This is a genomic window from Streptomyces sp. NBC_00704 (assembly GCF_036226605.1).
Classification (GTDB): Bacteria; Actinomycetota; Actinomycetes; order Streptomycetales; family Streptomycetaceae; genus Streptomyces.
Genome location: NZ_CP109000.1, coordinates 5,245,855 through 5,263,395, shown reverse-complemented (window position 1 = coordinate 5,263,395; position 17,541 = coordinate 5,245,855). Strand labels below are relative to the sequence as shown.

Genomic DNA, 17,541 nt, shown 5'->3' with positions numbered 1-17,541 from the left:
TACGGGGTCGGACGACACCGGGGCCCGGTGGCCCGGGTCAGGACGCGGTCTGCGGCTCCAGGAACTCCAGCCGGTTGCCGAACTTGTCGAACGCGTAGAAGCGGTCGTGGCCGGGGAAGTTGTCGTCCCACGTCACCTCGTGGCCGCCCTTCTCCAGGCGCTCGGCCAGGCCGCGCAGCGACCGGACGAGGATGCCGGGGTGCGCCTTGCGGGCGGGCGAGAAGTCCTGCTCGACGCCGAGGTGGACCTCGAGGCCGCCGCCGCGGAACCAGCACCCGCCGCGGGCGGCGAGCACCGGAGGCTTCTCCAGCTCCGTCATCCCGAGCACCTCGCCCCAGAACGCCCGGCACTGGTCCTCGCCGCCCGGCGGGATGGCGAGCTGGACGTGGTGCAGGCCGCCGAACGCGTAGTCGGTGGTGGCCGGTTCACTGTTCTGTGCGGTCATCTCTCTTCACTCTCTTCTCTCTGGTTCTCTGGTGGCTCTGGGAGTCTGTGCTGCCTGGGCTGTCTGTGCTGCCTGTGTGTCTTGGTGTCCCGGTCGTGTGGGCGCGCCGGGCGGCGGGCCGCAGCGGTCCGTGCGGCCCGCCGCGGTGTCAGCCGGTCGAGGCCAGGGCCTCGTGGCGGGCGGCCATGCCGTCGCTGCGCACGGTGAACGACAGCTTCCGCACCCCTTCCTGGGCGCGCCGCAGCGCCTCGTCCTGTGACGTGCCCACCGCGCACACGTGCGCACCCCGGGCGAAGGATCCGGTGACTCCCTTGAGCCGCTTGCCCGGTTCGCGCAGCACCTCGACGTCGACGACGCCTTCGAGCGCGCGGGCCTCGTCCTCGCCGGTGATCTCCACGATCTCGCCGACCGCGTCCGGGCAGGCGTACCAGATGGCCGCCGCGCTCGGCCCGTCGTGCGGGGCGGCGAGCGCCGCCCGGACGTCGTCGAGGACCTTGATGCCCACGGCCTGCCGGGCGACGACGTCGATCAGGTCGACGCCGCTGACCCGTGCCCACAGCTCGGGGATCTCGTCGCCGGCCGGGCGCAGATGCGTCTCCACGATGTGCACGGCGTCCGCGGCCACGATGACCTCGGTGTGGGTGACGCCCTGGCGGACGCCGAGGGCCGTCAGCATGTCGGTGACGGCGTCGCGGATCCGTCGTTCGTCCGGGTCCGCGAGCGGGGCGGGGACGACGTGCCCGACCTCGACGAAGTGGTCGTGCTCGGAGATCTTGCGGGTGATGCCCACGGCCAGGTGCTCGCCGTCCTCGCTGACGCATTCCACGCTGTACTCGTCGCCGCTCAGGAACTGCTCGACGAGCAGGTCCGGCGCGTCCAGATCGCCGGCTCCCTCGGCGCCCCACTCCAGAGCCCGCTCGATGTCGGTCGGTCCGTCGATACGGGTGACGCCCTTGCTGGCGACCCCGCGCACGGGCTTGCAGATCAGCGGGTAGCCGGTCCGCTCGACGACCTTGAGCACGCCTTCGACGTCGTGGACGGTCTCGGCGACGACGCCGCCGATCCCGGCCTCGGCCAGCACCCTGCGCATCTCGTGCTTGTCGGCCACCGCCCGGACGGTATGGGCGCTGTGCCAGGCGAGACCGAGGTCGCGTCCGATGGCCGCGGTCTTCTCGGTGTCCTTCTCCGTGAAGTTGGTCAGCCGGTCGACGGGGTCGATCGCGTGCACGAACCGCGCGGCGGCCACCCACTCCTCGACGGGGGCGTCCTCGCGGAGCACGATCAGGCGCTGGATCTTCTCGCGGCTGCGCAGCCGGGGCACCACCTCCGGCCGGCAGATGACCGTCGTGCGCAGCCCGGGCCAGGCGTCGCGCGCGCGGTCCGGCAGATCACGGCCGCCGCTCACGATCAGGAGGTGCTGGGGGGCGGGTGTGTCGGACATGCTTTCCTCCGTCAGTGGGCATTCCGCCGGTCGGTGGGAATGCGGTCGGTGCGGGTCGCGTCGGTGCGGGGCGCGTCGCCGCGGGCTCGTCGGGCGGCGGGTCCGGGCGCGCCTCGCGTGGATCGGGCCGTCTTCGCCGGTCGGGCCGCGGTCGGCCCGACGGGCGCCGGGCGGGTGGTGCGGTCAGGAGCCGCTCGCGGCGGTCACGGGTTCGGCGGCCGCGCCGGGCCCGGCCGGGACGGGCGCCGGCCGCTGCCGGGTGCCGAGCCAGCTGAGGGCGGCGGAGAGCGGGAAGCAGACCGCGATGACCAGCCAGCCGCCGGGGCCGGTCCGGGACAGCAGCCACAGCACCACGGCCGGTCCGGCGATCTCCGCCGCCGAGAAGCCCACGTTGAAGAAGGCGAGGTACCGGCCCTGTGCCGCCTCGGGCGACAGGGCGAAGGAGATCTCCCAGGACGACGCCGAGTGCAGCAGCTCCCCGAACGTCAGCAGGAGCAGCGCCGTCATGAGGGTCGCGACCGCCCAGCCGGCCGAGTCCGACCAGCCGCTGAACGCGAAGGCGACGCAGGCGAACAGCAGCAGCATCGACGACCAGCTGGTGGCGCGGGTCGCCGAGGCCAGGCTGTCGATGTGCCGGGTCACCCTGACCTGGCCCAGCACCGTGATGACCGTGTTGGTGGTGATCAGGACGGTGATCATCCAGATCGGCGACGCGGTGTGCTCGGCCACCCAGAGCGGCAGCACGGTGATCAGGATGGCGTCGTGCAGGAACATGACGCCGTTCGCCGCCGTGGCCGCCACGAACCGCCAGTCGCGGATGGGCGGGACCACCGCCTTCGCGCTCTCCCCCTCGCCGGTGTCCTTGGCCGCCGCCGGGCCGACGCGCGGCAGCAGCCAGACGAGGGCGAACACCACCAGGAAGCTCACGGCGTTGCCGATGAACAGCCACTGGAACGCCGTTTTCGACCCCGTGGTCAGGGCGATGCCGGCGAGCGAGAACCCGACGGTGAAGCCGAGGTTGCGCAGGGACCTGATGAATCCCATCGTGCGGTTGCGTTCGGACCCGGTGATCAGCCGGCCCACCAGGGCCTGGTTGAGGGGCTGGCCGGCCCGGTCCATGACGTACAGCAGGCTGGCCGTGAGCACGAACTCGGCGAACCCGTCGACCCTCAGATAGGCGAGGTAGCCGACCGCCCGCCACAGGCAGACCACCAGGATGATGTTCCGCGGGCCGAAGCGGTCGGCGAGCATGCCCATCGGCACGGCGGTGGCGAGGCCGACGACTCCCGCGACGGCCAGGCCCACGCCGAGCTGGGTCTCGCTCAGTCCGGCGAAGCGGGTGAAGTAGAGGGCGGAGCCGGCCAGGAACATGCCGGTGCCCATGGAGCCGATGAGCGCGTTCAGCGCGATGATGCGGGATTCCCGGGTGGCGGGCAGCGCCCCGGTCAGCCGGGTGCGCCACGTTTTCCGTTCGGTCATCTGTCTTCCCTCTCGGAAGCGGTCAGGACGGGCCGGGCGCGGACGGCGCCGTCGGCCCGTCCCACGCGGTGCGCCAGTGCAGCACCAGCTCGGCCCAGGTGTCGGCCGCCCCGGAGGGCAGATAGGTTCTGCGGATCTGCTGCGGGTTCGCGGTCCACGGCGTGGCGGGCGAACGGACCGTCCCGAAGGCGAGGACGTCGTCGGGCAGGTGCGGCTCGGCGGGCACCCCGCCGTACGGGTAGGCGAAGAGCCGGGCCGGACCCGGGCCGTACCGCTCGCGGATGTCGTCGAGCGACCCCCGCGTCTGGGCGCGGCCGTCGGCCGCGGGGATGCGGTCGAGGTGCGGGTGGGTGCGGGTGTGGGCGCCGATCAGGTGTCCCTCGCCCGCCAGCCGGTCGCACGCCTCGAACGTCAGGTAGTCCTCACGCGGACGGGGGCTGCGCCGTCCCAGCATCCCCGTGCAGACGAAGAACACCGCGCGGACGCCGAGGCGGTCCAGGATGTCCCGCGCGTGGGTCGTGTTGTCGCGGTAGCCGTCGTCGAAGGTGACCAGCACCGTGGGACGCTCCGGCCGGCGGGGCCCTCCGTCGGCCAGCAGGTCGGCCGGATCGTACGGGTCGAACCGTTCGAGCACCTGCTCCAGTCCCCGCTCGAACTCGTCCGGGGAGAGAGCCGTGTAGTGCCGTACGCCGGGGTGCACATGGTGGAAGTACAGAACCAGCGGCCACCGCGGGGCGCTGCCCGTCGCGGGCTGGTGCTCGGCGGGGATGCCGGCGATCGTGGGCGGGACCGGTGTCATTCGGCGCCCCCGTCCGCGAGGGGGGCGGTGTGCGGACGCGGCGGGCCCGCGGGAGCCCGGGACGCGTCGCCGGAGTCGTCCAGCGTCTGCCGCATCACCCGGTCGACGCAGCCGGCCAGCTCCTCGATCCGCTCCGCGCTCCAGTGGACGGTGGAGTACTTCAGGCTCATCTCCAGTCGCCCGTCGACGATGTCGCCCTCGGCCATGAGCAGATACCGCTCCTGCTGGAGCGGCGAGCGGTGAGCGCCGAAGCTCTCGCTCGCGGGCCGCAGCACGGCGCCGGACGACCGCTGTTCCAGTCGCAGCAGATGTCCCCGGAAGTTGAGCCGGACCCGCGGGCGCGGACACGCGGCCAGGGCCGCGCGTTCCCCGGGATCGGGCGAGAGGAAGCGCAACGCGTCGAACCCGTACCGGCGTTCGGGCAGGGCGGCCGGCCCTTCGAGTGCCTCGACGAGGGCGGCCATGCCCTTCCCCTCCCAGCGCAGGACGGCCGGGTAGGTGCTCTGCACGTAGCCGACCGTGCGGGACAGGTCGAGGTCGCCCGGGGACACGTCACGGCTGTGGGCGTAGACGTCCACGCCGTGCACGGGCTCCCCGGTCCAGGCCGCCAGGCCGCCGACGAGGCAGCCGAGCGCGAAGTGGTGGGGGAAGACGCCGGCGGCGGGGAGACGGTGGGTCACCTGACGGGTGAGGTCCGCGGGCAGCCGGAAGCGGTGCGTGCGCAGCGTGGGCAGCCGGGCGGCGCCGTCCGCGTCGGGGCGCAGTGCCGTGAACCGGGTGGTGCGGGCGGCCCATTCGGCGGCGTCCGCCCGTGCCTGCGGCGTGCGCACCCAGTCCCGCAGGGCGGCGCCGATCGCGCGCGGCCCCGTCGCTGCGGCTTCCGGCCGGCCGTCGGCCAGCAGCAGCTCCAGGTCGTCGACGAGCACGCTCATCGAGACCCCGTCGAGCACGAAGTGATGCACCGTCAGGAGCAGCCGGGCGTCGCCGTCCACGCCGTCGGCGTACAGCAGCTGGAGGACCCGGCCCCTTTCGAGCGACATCGACGTCTGGGCCGCGGCCAGCGCGTCCTCCAGGACGGCGGTGCGGTCCCGCGGCAGGACCGGGCCCAGGTCGAGGACGCGGACGGCGTCGGCCGGATCGGTCTGCGCCAGCTCGGCCGTGCCGTCCTCGCGCAGGGCCGTGCGCAGCGCCGGGTGGCGCCTCTGCAGTGCCCCGGCCGCCTGGGCCAGACGGCGGGCCGACAGGCCGGAGCCGGTCGTGAACAGGGCGTTCAGACAGAAGTGGTCGCGTTCGGGGAGGTCGCCGTCGCGGAGCCAGCGGTGCTGGGCGGGCAGCAGGTCGAGCGGGCCGGCCGGCTCCTCCTCGGCGGTGCGCGGCGCGCGGCGGCGCTCCGCCAGGGCGACGGCGGCGCGGGCGGTGCGCCCCGCGAGGAGATCGCCGGGATTCATGGAGATGCCCCGTCCCCGCATCCGCGCGCAGACGCGCAGGGCCATGAGGGAGTCGCCGCCCTGGGCGAGGAAGTCGTCGTCGGGGCCGAACTCAGGTGCGAGCAGCAGGGACCGGAGCAGGGCGAGGACCGCGTCCAGCGGGGATCGCGGCGGGCCGGAGCCGTCCGGGACGGGCGTCGCACCGGTCGCCAGGACGGCCGCCGCGGCCTTGGCCGCCGCACGGCGGTCGGTCTTGCCGGACGTGGTGAGCGGCAGCCGGTCGAGCACCGCGATGCGGCCCGGCACCAGGTAGGCGGGAATCCGCTCCCGCAGGTGCTCGCGGACCGCCCGGGGGTCGGGGCCGGAGCCGTCGCCGGCCACGGCGGCCGCGAGCACGTTCCCGCCGGCGCCGTCGTCCAGGGTGAACGCGGTCGCGGAGACGATGCCGGGGACGTCGAGCAGATGGCGGTCGACCTCGTCCAGCTCGATGCGGTGGCCGCGCACCTTCACCTGGTTGTCGACGCGCCCCAGGAACTCGATGCCGCCGTCCTCCCGCCGCACCACCATGTCGCCGGTGCGGTACATCCGCGCGCCGGGGGCCGCCGCGTACGGGTCGGGCGGGAACTGATCGCGCGTCCTCGCCTCGTCGTGCAGATAGCCCGTGGCGAGCAGCTCGCCGCCGATCCACAGTTCGCCCGGCTCGCCGTCGGCGACGGGTCGCCGTTCCTCGTCGAGCACCCGCGCGACGCGCTCGCCGACCGGCCTGCCGATGGGCAGTCCGGCCGTCGCCGGCACGTCGTCGCCGGGGGCGAGCACCAGAGCGGTGGCGGTGATCACCGTCTCCGTGGGGCCGTACCCGTTCACCAGCACGGTGTGCGCGAGGGGGGTGCGTCGGTGGGCGCGGGCGTCGGCGGTCGTGGCGTTCTCGCCGCCGATGACCACCGTGCGGACCCCGGCGAACGACGGGCCGTCCGCGCCGTCGAGTTCCGCGCAGAGCATGCGCCAGTAGGCGGTGGGGAGTTGGAGGACGGTCACCTCCAGTGCCGCGGCGACGGAGGCGAGACGGGCGGTGTCGGGGACGCTCCCCGTGCCGTGGAAGGCGAGGGTCGCCCCCGCGGCGAGCGTCGGCCAGATCTCTTCCTGGGCGACGTCGAAGCCGAGGCTCGCGAACTGCAGCACCGTGCTGTGCGGCCCGAGCGCGAACAGGTCCACGGACGCGCGGACGTGACCGGCCAGCGCCCGGTGTCCCACCAGGACTCCCTTGGGCACTCCGGTGGACCCCGAGGTGTAGACGACGTACGCGCCGCGGTCGTCGAGCGGGGCGTCCGCGCCGGCTCCGACAGGCCGCGTCCCGGCCGCGGTCGAGGCCGCCGGCAGGTGTCCGGTCGAGGGCTCGAGCGCCGTGTCGCCGTCGAGGACGACGACGGCGCCGCTGTGGCCGATGACGTGCACGAGGCGCTCGGCGGGGGTCGCCATGTCGACGGGCACGAACGCGGCGCCGGCGAGCCAGGACCCGAGCATCGCGACGATCGCCCGCGGACCGGAGGGCATGCGCACGACGACCGTGTCGCCCGGGCGCACGCCGCGGTCCGTGAGAGCCTTCGCGGCCAGTCCGGCGCGGGCCCACAGGTCGGCATAGGTCACGGCGCCGGCCGGGGTCCGCAGGGCGGTGGCCGTGGGGCGTGCGGCTGCGTGGGCGTGGATCAGCTCCACGACCCCGGGGTGCTGCGTCATGCGTACACGCCCTCCGCCGTCGTACCGGGTCCGCTGGGGTCGAGGACGAGCCGTGCGCGGGCCAGCAGTCCGCCGTCGTACATCCGGTGCCGCTGCACGACGATCGTCAGGTCGGCGGCGGCGAGGTCGGCCACCAGGTCCTGCCCGGCGGGCACCGCCCGTCCCCGCGCGGAGAAGGTGCTGACGTACGGGTCGTGGAACATCACGTCGGCGCCCGCACCGAGCAGTTCGGCAGCGAGCGGTTCGGCCGGCGAGTGCCGGGTGTCGGCGACGTCCGGCTTGTAGGTGACGCCCAGCAGGAGCACCTTGGCCCCGCGGACGGCGATCTTCCTCGCGGCTAGCAGTTCCTGCGCACGGGAGGCGACCCAGACCGGGATCGAGTCGTTGATGCGCTGCGCCTGCTCGGCCATCCGGAACGGCACCCCGGCCTGTGTGGCGCGGTGCACGAGATAGAGCGGGTCGACGGGGATGCAGTGGCCGCCGACGCCCGCGCCGGGCCGGAACGGGGTGAAGCCGAAGGGCTTGGTGGCCGCGGCCGCGATGGTGTCCCAGACGTCGACGCCCAGCCGGTGGCAGATCTGCGCGAACTCGTTGACCAGCGCCAGGTTCACCTGGCGGTAGGTGTTCTCCAGGATCTTCGCGGCCTCGGCCTCACGGCTGGACCGGGTGACGTGGACGTGGTCGGTCAGGCCGGCGTAGAACGCGGCGGCACGGGCGCCGCACGCCGCGGTCAGCCCGCCTACCACCTTGGGCGTGTTGTGGAAGCCGTACCGGGTGTTGCCGGGATCCACCCGCTCCGGCGAGAAGGCCAGGTGGAAGTCCTGGCCCGCGACCAGTCCGGACTCCTCCAGGATGTCGCGGATGACGCCGTCGGTGGTGCCGGGGTACGTGGTGGACTCGATGATCACCAGCTGCCCCGCCGTCAGGTGGTGGCGGACGGTGCGCACCGCGGCCAGCAGCGGCTCCAGGTCCGGCACGCCGTGCGTGTCCACCGGCGTGGGCACGCACAGGGCGACGACGGAGCACTCGCGCAGGAACGCCGGGTCCGTGGTGGCGTCGAGCAGCGGCGCCGCGGACTCCAGTTCGGCGGACGTCACCGTGTCGACGGGCGGCCGGCCGATGTTGACCTGCGCCACCAGGAAGTCGCTCAGATCGAGCCCACGGGTGCGGTGCCCGCCCAGCGCGGCGGCCACCGCGAGCGGAAGGCCCGCGTAACCGATGCCCACGACGGCCACGTCGACCGCGTCGACCGCGTCGACCATGCGGTCGCGGTGCGCTGCCGGAGCGAGATCCGTGGTGAAGACCGGCTCGGGTGGACCGGGTGGTGCGGCGGCGATGACGTCCATCGAACTCTCCTGGTGCGCGGACTGACGGGCGGGCGGGTGAGGCGCGGGTGCGCCTACCACCAGCCGTTGTCGCCCTGGGGCGCGGACAGGGGGGTCGCTTCGGCAGCCGATGCGACCCGGCCGCCGGCGGCGTCCGGCTCGGGCGTGACGGCGCGGACGGTTCCGGCCACGGCGAGGAGAGAGGCGCACAGCAGGGCGCTACAGACGAAGCGGCGAAGTGTTGCAGACATACGTATCCCCCGGTGGTGTCTGACGTGTGCGAGACGCGGCGGACGGGAAGGCGGTCAGCGCCGCCCGTCCCGTCCGGCAGACCCATGCTGCTGTCACGCGGACCCCGGGTTCAAGCCATTCCACAGGCGGCGACCGGCCATGGCGACAGGACGACACACCCCCGATCAGTCTCACGATGTGAGACGAAACGGAACAAGCCCCTCCGCTCCAGCGGAACGGAAGCCCTCCGCGGCAGCGCTACGGAGCCCTCCCGCGGTCGTGAACAGGATCCGGAACGGGGCCCTGCGGCGGGCACCCGACGGGCACCCGGAGGGCCGGTGCCGCGGTCGATGCCCGGCGGGCCGCTGCGGCCGGCGCCGCCCGGCGGGCCGGCGGTGCCGCCGTCGTCGTGGGCAGACCGGCCGGCCGGTCCTCAGTCCAGGAGCCCCAGCTCCGCGACCCGCAGGGCCGCCTGGAAGCGCGTCTGCGCCCCCAGCCGGTCCAGCAGGCCGGTCATCAGCCGGCTCAACGTCCGTGAGGAGACTCCGAGATGACGGGCGATCGCCTCGTCCTTGACGCCGTCGGCGAGCATGCGCAGCACGGCGAGATCCTGCGAGTCGAGTTCCGCGCCGTGCGCGGCCACCGGACGGAACGGGGCCGAGGTGTGCCAGCAGTAGTCGTACAGCGCGTGCAGGGACCGCACCAGCGCCTGCCCGTGGACGGCGAAGGCGCCCTCGCCGCTGTCGTGCGGGTTGATCGGCAGCACGGCGAGGTCGTAGTCGAACAGGATCATCCGCAGCGGCAGATAGACCGCCGTACGCGCCTCGCGCCCCAGCCGCTCGACGTCCGACAGATAGGCCGCCATGTAGGGGACCTCCGCCGTCCGCCGCGAGTAGAGCGTCTCCACCCGGATCCCCCGGCTCTCCATCTCCTTGTCGCGCAGCAGCATGTCCTCCATGAGGTCCTCCGGCGGCGGCCCGCCGGGATGCATCGACCGCATGCGCACGTTGCAGGTGCTGCCCGCGTCCTCGAGGAAGGTGTTCACCAGGGTCGGGGTCGGAAGGACCTCGATCTCGAGGGACTCGCGCCGCTCGTCGCGCAGCCGCGGATAGTCGCCGATCAGCGAGGCGATGGCGCCGCGGATCCTGGACACGTGCTGTGCGTGGGCCGTGGTCTGACGCTCCTCGGCGGAGAACAGCCGGGTCAGCGCGGCTTCCGGCGTCACCGTCACATATCCGCAGGGCGCCGCGGACGCGGGGATCAGCAGTCCGACGGCGCAGAGTTCGTCGCACATCTGGTCCGCCACGGCGAGGGAACAGCGGACCTCGGCCGCCATCTGCTCCAGCGACCAGGCCGGGTGCCGGTAGATCAGCCCGTAGAGCCGCCGGCGTATCCGTTCGCTCTCCTCGTTCACACGTCCCCCTCGTTCGGCGCGACCCCGTCCCCTGGCAGCGGGCGACCCGTCCTGCGCCGCTGGTCGCCGGCAGGTTACGGGCGGCCCCCTACGGACCGCCCCGGGATCTTCGAGGGCTCGGTTCACTGATTGCGATCGAGTCATAGCACACTCGTTCACCAGGCCCGGGGCGCCGGTCGGCAGTCCGGCGCCCGGACACCGGCGCGGACGACGATTCCCCATGGCCCCATGGCCCCATGGCCCCACCGCGGGAGCCCTTCACCACCGAAGACTTACGCCCTCCGGCAGGATCGGCACCATGAGCGGTAGCAGGAAGTACTCCATCAGCCTGCCCGAGGACCTCGCCGAGGCCGTACGCGCCCACATCGGGCCCGGCGGCTTCTCCGCCTACGTCGCCGAGGCCCTCGAACAGCGGGTCGCCATGGACAAGCTCGAGGAGATCGTCGCGGACTTCGGGACCGACAACGAGGCTCTCACCCGCGAGGAGGTCGAGGCCGCCCGGGCGCTGCTGCGCCACGACCACCGGCAGACCGGCGGGGCTGCCGCCTGATGCCCGGCACCCTCCTGCTCGACAGCGAAGGCCTCTCGAAGCTCTACCGCAAGGACCGTACCGTCGTGGCTCTGGTCCGAGCGGCGTCGGAGGAAGGCATCCGCGTGGCCACCAGCGCCATGACCACACTTGAGGCCGACTACGCGCGTATCCACCCGGCCCGCGTCAAGTGGGTCCTCTCCCGCATCGACGTTCACGACGTCACCAGGGAGATCACCGACCAGGCGGCCGCGCTTCTGCGCGCCCATCACCTCCATGGCCACAAGTACGCCATCGATGCCGCCTTCGCCGTCATCGCCCGCAACGCACCCCGGCCGGTCACCGTCCTCACGTCCGAGCCCGAGGATCTGACACTCCTGTGCGACCCTTCCGCGGAGATCATCAAGGTCTGAGTGGACGAGACGTCCCAGCACATGAACCCGGAACGGGCGACCCCCTCCCCGCCGGATGCGCTCACGCCCTTCGTGGTCGTCGGCGCGTGATCCCTGCATCGGCGTCGGATGCCATACCACGCCATGGTTGATGTATGGCTGCCAAGAAGGTGACTATCACCCTCGACGAATCCCTGGTCGAGGCCCTGGCCGGAGCCGCCGAGGAAGAAGGCATCCCGCTCTCCCGCCTCGTCGCCGGAGCAGCCGAACACGAGCTGCGCCTGCCGGCAGGCCGTGCCATGCGGAGGCGCGTGCTACTCCTTCGCCAGCTGGGCGTACATGGCTTCCAGGTCGGCGGACAGCTGGGACTTGACCGAGCGGGTGATGTCGTCGGCCAGCACCTCGTGCGCTCCCGTCTCGATGCCGTCGAGTGCGGCTACGGCGATGTCGCGGGGGTCGGCCTTGGGCGCGTCGACGCCCGAGGTCATCTCGGTGTCCACGTAGGCCATGTGGAGCCCGGTCACCGCGATGCCGCGCGGCCGCAGTTCCAGGCGCAGGGAGTTGGTCTGCGACCACAGGGCGGCCTTGGAGGCGCCGTAGGGCGTGCCGTCGGCCAGCCAGGACAGGACGGAGTGGGCGTTGAGGATGTGGCCCCCGCCGTTGCGCTCGATGATCGGCACGAAGGCCCGGGTGACCAGCAGCGGCCCGTAGAAGTTGGTCTCCAGATCCCGGCGCACGTCCTCCATCGGGGAGTCGAGGTACGAAGCGCGGACGGATGCGCCGGCGTTGTTGATCAGGATGGTGAAGTCCTGGGCCTGCTCGGCGGCCGCCGCCACGGATGCCGGGTCGGTGGCCTCGAGCGCCAGCGGAACGGCATCGGGATGGGTCACCGTGCGCGGGTCGCGGGCCGTGGCGTAGACCTTGCCGGCCCCGCGCGCGTAGAGCTCCTCGACCAGCATCTTGCCGATGCCGCGGCTGCCTCCGGTGACCAAAACGCCGGCGCCCTTGATTGCTGTCATGACTGCCTCCACGAAGATGAAAACCGATCGGTTTCACCACCGTAAACCGATCGGTTTCCTCATGCAAGTCAGATGGAGCGCCGGGCGACTTCGTCATGCGCGGCCGCACGGGAAAGCAGGGGCGTGAGGCCATGCGCGCTGCTTCGACCGCCGAAGCCGGGCATCGACTGTCGGGCGTCAACTCGCCTCGCCTCGACTCGCCTCAATTCGATTCGGCTCACATCGACTCGCCTCACATCGACTCGCGTCAACCCGAAGGAGCGCTTCGGTCGCCGATCCTGCCGAAGACTCGGCGGATCAGTTCATGAGTTCACGCCCGCCGCAATGCCCGCCGCATCCAGCAGGGTGGTCACCGTGGGCGCGACGAGCCCGGTCAGATTGTCGGCGCCGATCCCCGCGCGCGCGCTGGCGCCGTCGAAGACCAGGGTGAGCTGCCGGGCCAGCAGGTCGGGATCACTCGCCCCACCCCGTTCGGCCTCGGAGCGGAAGAAGGCCGTCAGGTTCGCTTTGATCTGGTGGGCCACCCGGCTCGCGGGGTGGGCCTGATCCTTGAGCTCGATCTGCACAGCCAGGTACCGGCAGCCTTGGAAGTCGGGCGCAACCGCCTGCGATTCCACCCGCTCGAAGACGTACAGGATCCGCTCGCGGGGGGAACGGCCGTCATCCGCCGGGGGCAGGAGACTCGCCCCGAAAGCGGCGGCACGCTCCTTCAGGCTCGCCGCCAGCAGTTCGTCCTTGCTCTCGAACAGCTGGTACATGGAGCGCTTCGACACCCCCGCCGCCTTGCACAGCGCCTCGACACCGATGCCGACGCCATCGCGGTAGGTGAGCGTGGCTGCCGCCTCCAGCAGCCGCCCCCGGGGGCTTTGCTTCACTTCGGTAGTCATACCGCGAGGTTAACCCGAATCGGACGGAAATGAAACCGATCGGTTTCCGCGCGGGGAAGGTCGGGAACCCGCCCGCCGCCGCGCGGCCGCCCGAAGGCCGCCCGAAGGCCGCTCGGCCGCCCGGCGGCTCGGCGGCTCGGCGGCTCGGCGGCTCGGCGGCTCGGCGACTATCTCGGGGGAAAGGCCGTCGCCGAGCCTTGACGGTGCACGCGCCTCTCGTCCCCACAGGGGGCGACGCACACCGGGGCCACTCCGAGCAATGGCCCCGTCATGAGTGAGCCGCCTCCGCTACGCCGGGGCAGCCGTCGTCCCGAGCCCGGGCTCCGTCTCGGCGGGGATGCGATGCAGCCCCTTGCGGTCGTACCAGCCGGTCATGCCGAAGCCGAAGAGGGCGGCTGCCACGAGGCCGACCGCCATCATGACCCAGCCCCGGGTCAGGCCGGCGTCGGCCTGGGCGTCGTAGTAGAGGATCGAGCGGATGCCGCCGGTGATCTGCCGCAGCGGTTCGAACTCCGCCAGGAAGCGGTAGAAGCCGGGCAGCGCCTGAAGCGGCGTGGTGGCGCCCGCCGTCGGCACCGCCATTCCGATGAAGACCAGCGTGACCACCAGCATGCCGGGTGTGCCGAAGACGGCCAGCAGGGTCAGCGCGCCGATCCCGGAGACCGCGATGGCGCACACCGAGTACAGCCACAGCAGTGGCAGATGGGCGGCGTGCATCCCCATGAGACCGACCGCGCCCGCCATGACCAGGCTCCCCATCAGCAGGGACAGCCCGGCCATGAGGGTGCTGCCGATGGCGAGGGTCTGCACCCGGGTCGCCCGGATCAGCGGGCGGTGCAGGCGCAGCGGTCCCATGTCGTTGTGGGTGTAGCCGAGGGCGTGGTCCACCTGGCCGCTGATGACGTTGGCGGAGAGCATGCCGCAGACCACGAGGACGAGGGCGTAGTAGAACGCCGTCAGGCCCAGGCCGCTGTGCGGGTCGAGGGGATGGCCGTCCTCGACGGTGACGGCGGCCGGGTCGGCCAGCAGGACGCGGGCCGCCGCGGGCAGCTTCGCCTGCCCGGTCCCGCCCTGGGACAGGAGCCCCTTGCCCACCTGGTGCGAGGCGCTCTCGGCCGCCTGCGTCGTCGCCGTCCGGGCCAGGCTGGAGCCCACGCTGCCGGCGGACTGGTTCGTCAGCACCGTCAGCGTCGGGCGGGCCGGGATCCCGGTGCTCGCGGTGCTCGCCGTGCCGATCAGTGCGGTGGCGGCGGAGGTGAAGTCGGCGGGGACGACGAGCGCGCCGTACAGCTCGCCCTTGCCGAGTTCCTCCTTCATCTCCTTCTCGTCCATCACCTTCCAGTCGATCCTGTCCCCGCTCGCGGCGGACTTCCCGATCGACTCGGTGATCCCGGCCCCCAGGTTGACCTGCCTGCCACCGACAGCGGCCCCCTTGTCGGCGTTGACCAGGCCGCTCGCACCAATCCCAGCACGATCCCGGCACGGGCATCCCATCCCGTCCCAGCACGATGCCAGCACGGGAAAAGACAGAAGGGGCCCGACCCCGAAGAGTCGAGCCCCTTCTGACCTGCATGTTCACCAGATCAGCGACGTGGTGATACGTCAGCCGCTACACGTTGAACCGGAACTCCACCACGTCGCCGTCCTGCATCACGTACTCCTTGCCCTCCATGCGGGCCTTGCCCTTCGCGCGGGCCTCGGCGACCGAGCCGGTCTCCACCAGGTCGGCGAAGGAGATGACCTCCGCCTTGATGAAGCCCTTCTGGAAGTCGGTGTGGATGACGCCGGCGGCCTCGGGGGCGGTGGCCCCCTTCTTGATCGTCCAGGCGCGGGACTCCTTGGGACCGGCCGTGAGGTACGTCTGCAGGCCGAGGGTGGCGAAGCCGACGCGGGCGAGGGTGGTGAGGCCGGGCTCCTCGGCGCCGACCGACTCCAGCAGCTCCATCGCGTCGTCCTCGTCCAGCTCGGCGAGGTCCTGCTCCAGCTTGGCGTTGAGGAAGATCGCCTCGGCGGGGGCGACCAGGGCACGCTGCTCGGCCTTGAAGTCCTCGTCGACCAGTTCGTCCTCGTCGACGTTGAAGACGTAGAGGAACGGCTTGGTGGTGAGCAGGTGCAGGTCGTGCAGGAGTTCCTCGTTGCCGGAACCCTGGACGATGCCCGCGGAGAAGAGGGTGTCGCCCTTCTCCAGGATCTCCTTCGCCGCCTCGACCGCCGCGACCTTGGGGACGACGTCCTTCTTGATCCGCGACTCCTTCTGGAGGCGGGGCAGGACCTTCTCGATGGTCTGGAGGTCGGCGAGGATCAGCTCGGTGTTGATCGTCTCGATGTCGTCCTTGGGCGAGACCTTGCCGTCGACGTGGACGACGTTCTCGTCCTTGAAGGCGCGGATGACCTGGCAGATCGCGTCGGACTCGCGGATGTTCGCCAGGAACTTGTTGCCCAGGCCCTCGCCCTCGGACGCGCCCTTGACGATGCCCGCGATGTCGACGAAGTCGACGGTCGCCGGGAGGATGCGCTGCGAGGAGAAGATCTCGGCAAGCTTGGTGAGGCGGGCGTCGGGGACGCCGACCACGCCCACGTTCGGCTCGATCGTGGCGAACGGGTAGTTGGCCGCCAGCACGTCGTTCTTGGTCAGGGCGTTGAACAGGGTCGACTTGCCGACATTCGGCAGACCGACGATTCCGATCGTGAGCGACACGTTGCGACTTCCCGTGGTGAGAGGGCCATAGGGCCCGTTCCCGGAGTGAGAGGGCCAGGGCCAGAGGGCTGACCGGTCCACCAGTTTACGGCGTGCCCGGCCTCGGCCCGGCGGCCCTGTCGAACGGATGGCCAAGCCCCTCCGCACGGCGTGTCCGACACCCGATTCAGCACATAAACCGACCTAAGTTGGTCCGGTGGAGCAACACAGGACGCGCCCCCCGCACCAAGGCACCCGACCCGGCGGGCAGCCGCTGCCGCCGCAGGCCGACCGGGAGGGGAACCGCAGATCGCCGCACCCCTCCGGCCGGCCCGGCCGCCCCGGAGTGCGGCGGCCGGGTACGGCGGTCCCGGCCGAGCCGAGCGCGTCGGGCGGGACGGGCGCGCCGGGCGCGGTGCGACGGCTGCCGAATCCGCGGCTCACCGGACTGGGCGGCGGCCTGTTCAGCGGGACCCTGATGTTCCTGCTGGGGTGCCTGGACCAGGTGCTGTTCGAGGGCTCGCTGACCGTGTACAGCGTGCTGTTCCTGCCGGTGTGCGTGCTCACCGGCCTCTGGGTGCGCGGGCCCGAGCTGCTCGCCGCGCCGGTCGTGGCGCCGATCGCCTTCACGTTCGGGCTGCTGCCGGTGGCCAGGAGCGGCGACGGGGCCGGGGAGCGGCTGGCGGGCCTGGTGACCGCGCTGGCCACGCAGGTCGGCTGGCTCTACGCGGGCACCCTGCTGGCCGGACTGACCATCCTGGCCCGCGGCCTGCGCCGGGCGGCGACCCGCCGCCGAACCGGATCCCCGCGCCGCTAGCCGGCCGCCGAACCGAATCCCTACATCCCAGCCCGCCGCCGAACCGGATTCCTCCGTCGGCCGCCCGCCACCGAACCGGATTCCCCACCGCCGGCCGCCGCCGACCCGAATCCCTGCGCCGCCGGGTTGCGGACGCCCGAGGAGGCCCAGGCCCCTTCTACTCCGGCTTGGCCGCCGCGTGCATCGCCGCTCCCACGATTCCCGCGTTGTTCTGGAGCTGGGCGGGCACGATCTCCGCCCTTATGCCCTCGATGAGGTGCAGGAACTTGTCGGCCTTGCGGCTGACGCCGCCGCCGATGATGAACAGCTCGGGCGAGAAGAGCATCTCGACGTGGGCCAGGTACTTCTGGACGCGGCGCGCCCAGTGCTCCCACGTCAGCTCGTGGTCTTCCCTGGCCTTGCTGCTGGCCCGCTTCTCCGCGTCGTGGCCGTTCAGTTCGAGGTGGCCCAGCTCGGTGTTGGGGACCAGGACACCGTCGACGAAGAGGGCGCTGCCGATGCCGGTGCCGAACGTCAGCAGGATCACCGTGCCGCTGCGGTCACGGCCCGCGCCGAAGGACACCTCGGCGACGCCCGCCGCGTCCGCGTCGTTGACCACGGTCACCGGCAGGCCGCCGAGCCGCTCGCCGAACAACGCGCGCGCGTCGGTGTCGATCCAGCTCTTGTCGACGTTGGCGGCCGTGCGGATGGTCGATCCGCCGGTCACCACGCCGGGGAACGTCAGGCCGACGGGCCCGCTCCAGCCGAAGTTCTCCACGACCTGCCGCACACCGTCGGCGACGCCCTCGGGAGTCGCCGGTTGCGGGGTGAGCACTTTGTGGCGCTCCTGAGCCAGGTCGCCCCTGTCGAGGTCCACGGGAGCGCCCTTGATCCCGGACCCACCGATGTCCACGCCGAAGATCTGCATGGCCCTACGTTACGACGA

16 protein-coding genes are annotated in these 17,541 nt (G+C 72.2%); 3 read left to right on the top strand and 13 right to left on the bottom strand.

Going from position 1 to position 17,541, the window contains the following annotated elements:
* Nucleotides 1–37 precede the first annotated feature (37 nt).
* The 8 genes from OG802_RS22995 to OG802_RS22960 all read right to left on the bottom strand — a co-directional run bounded on the left by OG802_RS22995 (nucleotide 38) and on the right by OG802_RS22960 (nucleotide 10,295).
* A complete protein-coding gene (locus tag OG802_RS22995; RefSeq protein WP_329413221.1) occupies nucleotides 38–445 on the bottom strand; it encodes a glyoxalase in 408 nt (135 codons plus the stop codon).
* 148 nt (nucleotides 446–593) lie between these two features.
* Entirely contained in the window at nucleotides 594–1,886 is a 1,293-nt protein-coding gene (locus OG802_RS22990; RefSeq protein ID WP_329413219.1) for an ATP-grasp domain-containing protein, read from the bottom strand.
* A gap of 183 nt (nucleotides 1,887–2,069) precedes the next feature.
* On the bottom strand, nucleotides 2,070–3,365 hold the full coding sequence (locus OG802_RS22985; protein ID WP_329413217.1) for an MFS transporter: 1,296 nt from the start codon (nucleotides 3,363–3,365) through the stop codon (nucleotides 2,070–2,072).
* A 22-nt stretch (nucleotides 3,366–3,387) separates the two neighbouring features.
* Entirely contained in the window at nucleotides 3,388–4,164 is a 777-nt protein-coding gene (locus OG802_RS22980; protein WP_329413214.1) for a polysaccharide deacetylase family protein, read from the bottom strand.
* Nucleotides 4,161–7,325, bottom strand: a complete 3,165-nt coding sequence (locus OG802_RS22975; protein WP_329413213.1) for an amino acid adenylation domain-containing protein — start codon at nucleotides 7,323–7,325, stop codon at nucleotides 4,161–4,163. The genes OG802_RS22980 and OG802_RS22975 overlap by 4 nt, the downstream gene beginning before the upstream one ends.
* Nucleotides 7,322–8,671 (bottom strand): nucleotide sugar dehydrogenase, encoded by a 1,350-nt coding sequence (locus OG802_RS22970; protein ID WP_329413212.1) that lies wholly within the window; start codon nucleotides 8,669–8,671, stop codon nucleotides 7,322–7,324. Before OG802_RS22970 ends, OG802_RS22975 begins: the two co-directional genes overlap by 4 nt.
* A 53-nt stretch (nucleotides 8,672–8,724) precedes the next feature.
* Nucleotides 8,725–8,901 (bottom strand): hypothetical protein, encoded by a 177-nt coding sequence (locus OG802_RS22965; RefSeq protein ID WP_329413210.1) that lies wholly within the window; start codon nucleotides 8,899–8,901, stop codon nucleotides 8,725–8,727.
* A 413-nt stretch (nucleotides 8,902–9,314) separates the two neighbouring features.
* Entirely contained in the window at nucleotides 9,315–10,295 is a 981-nt protein-coding gene (locus OG802_RS22960; RefSeq protein ID WP_329413208.1) for a helix-turn-helix transcriptional regulator, read from the bottom strand.
* Nucleotides 10,296–10,593: 298 nt separating this feature from the next.
* On the opposite strand from OG802_RS22960, the gene OG802_RS22955 reads away from it, so the two are divergent.
* The gene (locus OG802_RS22955) at nucleotides 10,594–10,845 is read left to right on the top strand and encodes a hypothetical protein (RefSeq protein ID WP_329413207.1); all 252 of its coding nucleotides are present in this window, start codon (nucleotides 10,594–10,596) and stop codon (nucleotides 10,843–10,845) included.
* A complete protein-coding gene (locus tag OG802_RS22950; RefSeq protein WP_329413206.1) occupies nucleotides 10,845–11,237 on the top strand; it encodes a DNA-binding protein in 393 nt (130 codons plus the stop codon). The genes OG802_RS22955 and OG802_RS22950 overlap by 1 nt, the downstream gene beginning before the upstream one ends.
* A 293-nt stretch (nucleotides 11,238–11,530) precedes the next feature.
* On the opposite strand, the gene OG802_RS22945 is transcribed toward OG802_RS22950, so the two are convergent.
* The 4 genes from OG802_RS22945 to ychF form a co-directional block, all read right to left on the bottom strand.
* Complete coding sequence (locus OG802_RS22945) at nucleotides 11,531–12,235, bottom strand: SDR family oxidoreductase (protein WP_329413204.1); 705 nt, start codon at nucleotides 12,233–12,235, stop codon at nucleotides 11,531–11,533.
* Nucleotides 12,236–12,537: 302 nt separating this feature from the next.
* Entirely contained in the window at nucleotides 12,538–13,122 is a 585-nt protein-coding gene (locus OG802_RS22940; RefSeq protein WP_329413202.1) for a TetR/AcrR family transcriptional regulator, read from the bottom strand.
* A 288-nt stretch (nucleotides 13,123–13,410) separates the two neighbouring features.
* The gene (locus OG802_RS22935; RefSeq protein ID WP_329417319.1) at nucleotides 13,411–14,616 is read right to left on the bottom strand and encodes a DUF3533 domain-containing protein; all 1,206 of its coding nucleotides are present in this window, start codon (nucleotides 14,614–14,616) and stop codon (nucleotides 13,411–13,413) included.
* A gap of 115 nt (nucleotides 14,617–14,731) precedes the next feature.
* Complete coding sequence (gene ychF / locus OG802_RS22930; protein WP_329413201.1) at nucleotides 14,732–15,820, bottom strand: redox-regulated ATPase YchF; 1,089 nt, start codon at nucleotides 15,818–15,820, stop codon at nucleotides 14,732–14,734.
* Nucleotides 15,821–16,016: 196 nt separating this feature from the next.
* Here ychF and OG802_RS22925 point away from each other — a divergent pair, with 196 nt between their 5' ends.
* Entirely contained in the window at nucleotides 16,017–16,616 is a 600-nt protein-coding gene (locus tag OG802_RS22925) for a DUF6542 domain-containing protein (protein WP_329413199.1), read from the top strand.
* Between the two features lie 157 nt (nucleotides 16,617–16,773).
* On the opposite strand, the gene ppgK is transcribed toward OG802_RS22925, so the two are convergent.
* Entirely contained in the window at nucleotides 16,774–17,523 is a 750-nt protein-coding gene (gene ppgK / locus OG802_RS22920; protein WP_329413197.1) for a polyphosphate--glucose phosphotransferase, read from the bottom strand.
* Nucleotides 17,524–17,541 lie beyond the last annotated feature (18 nt).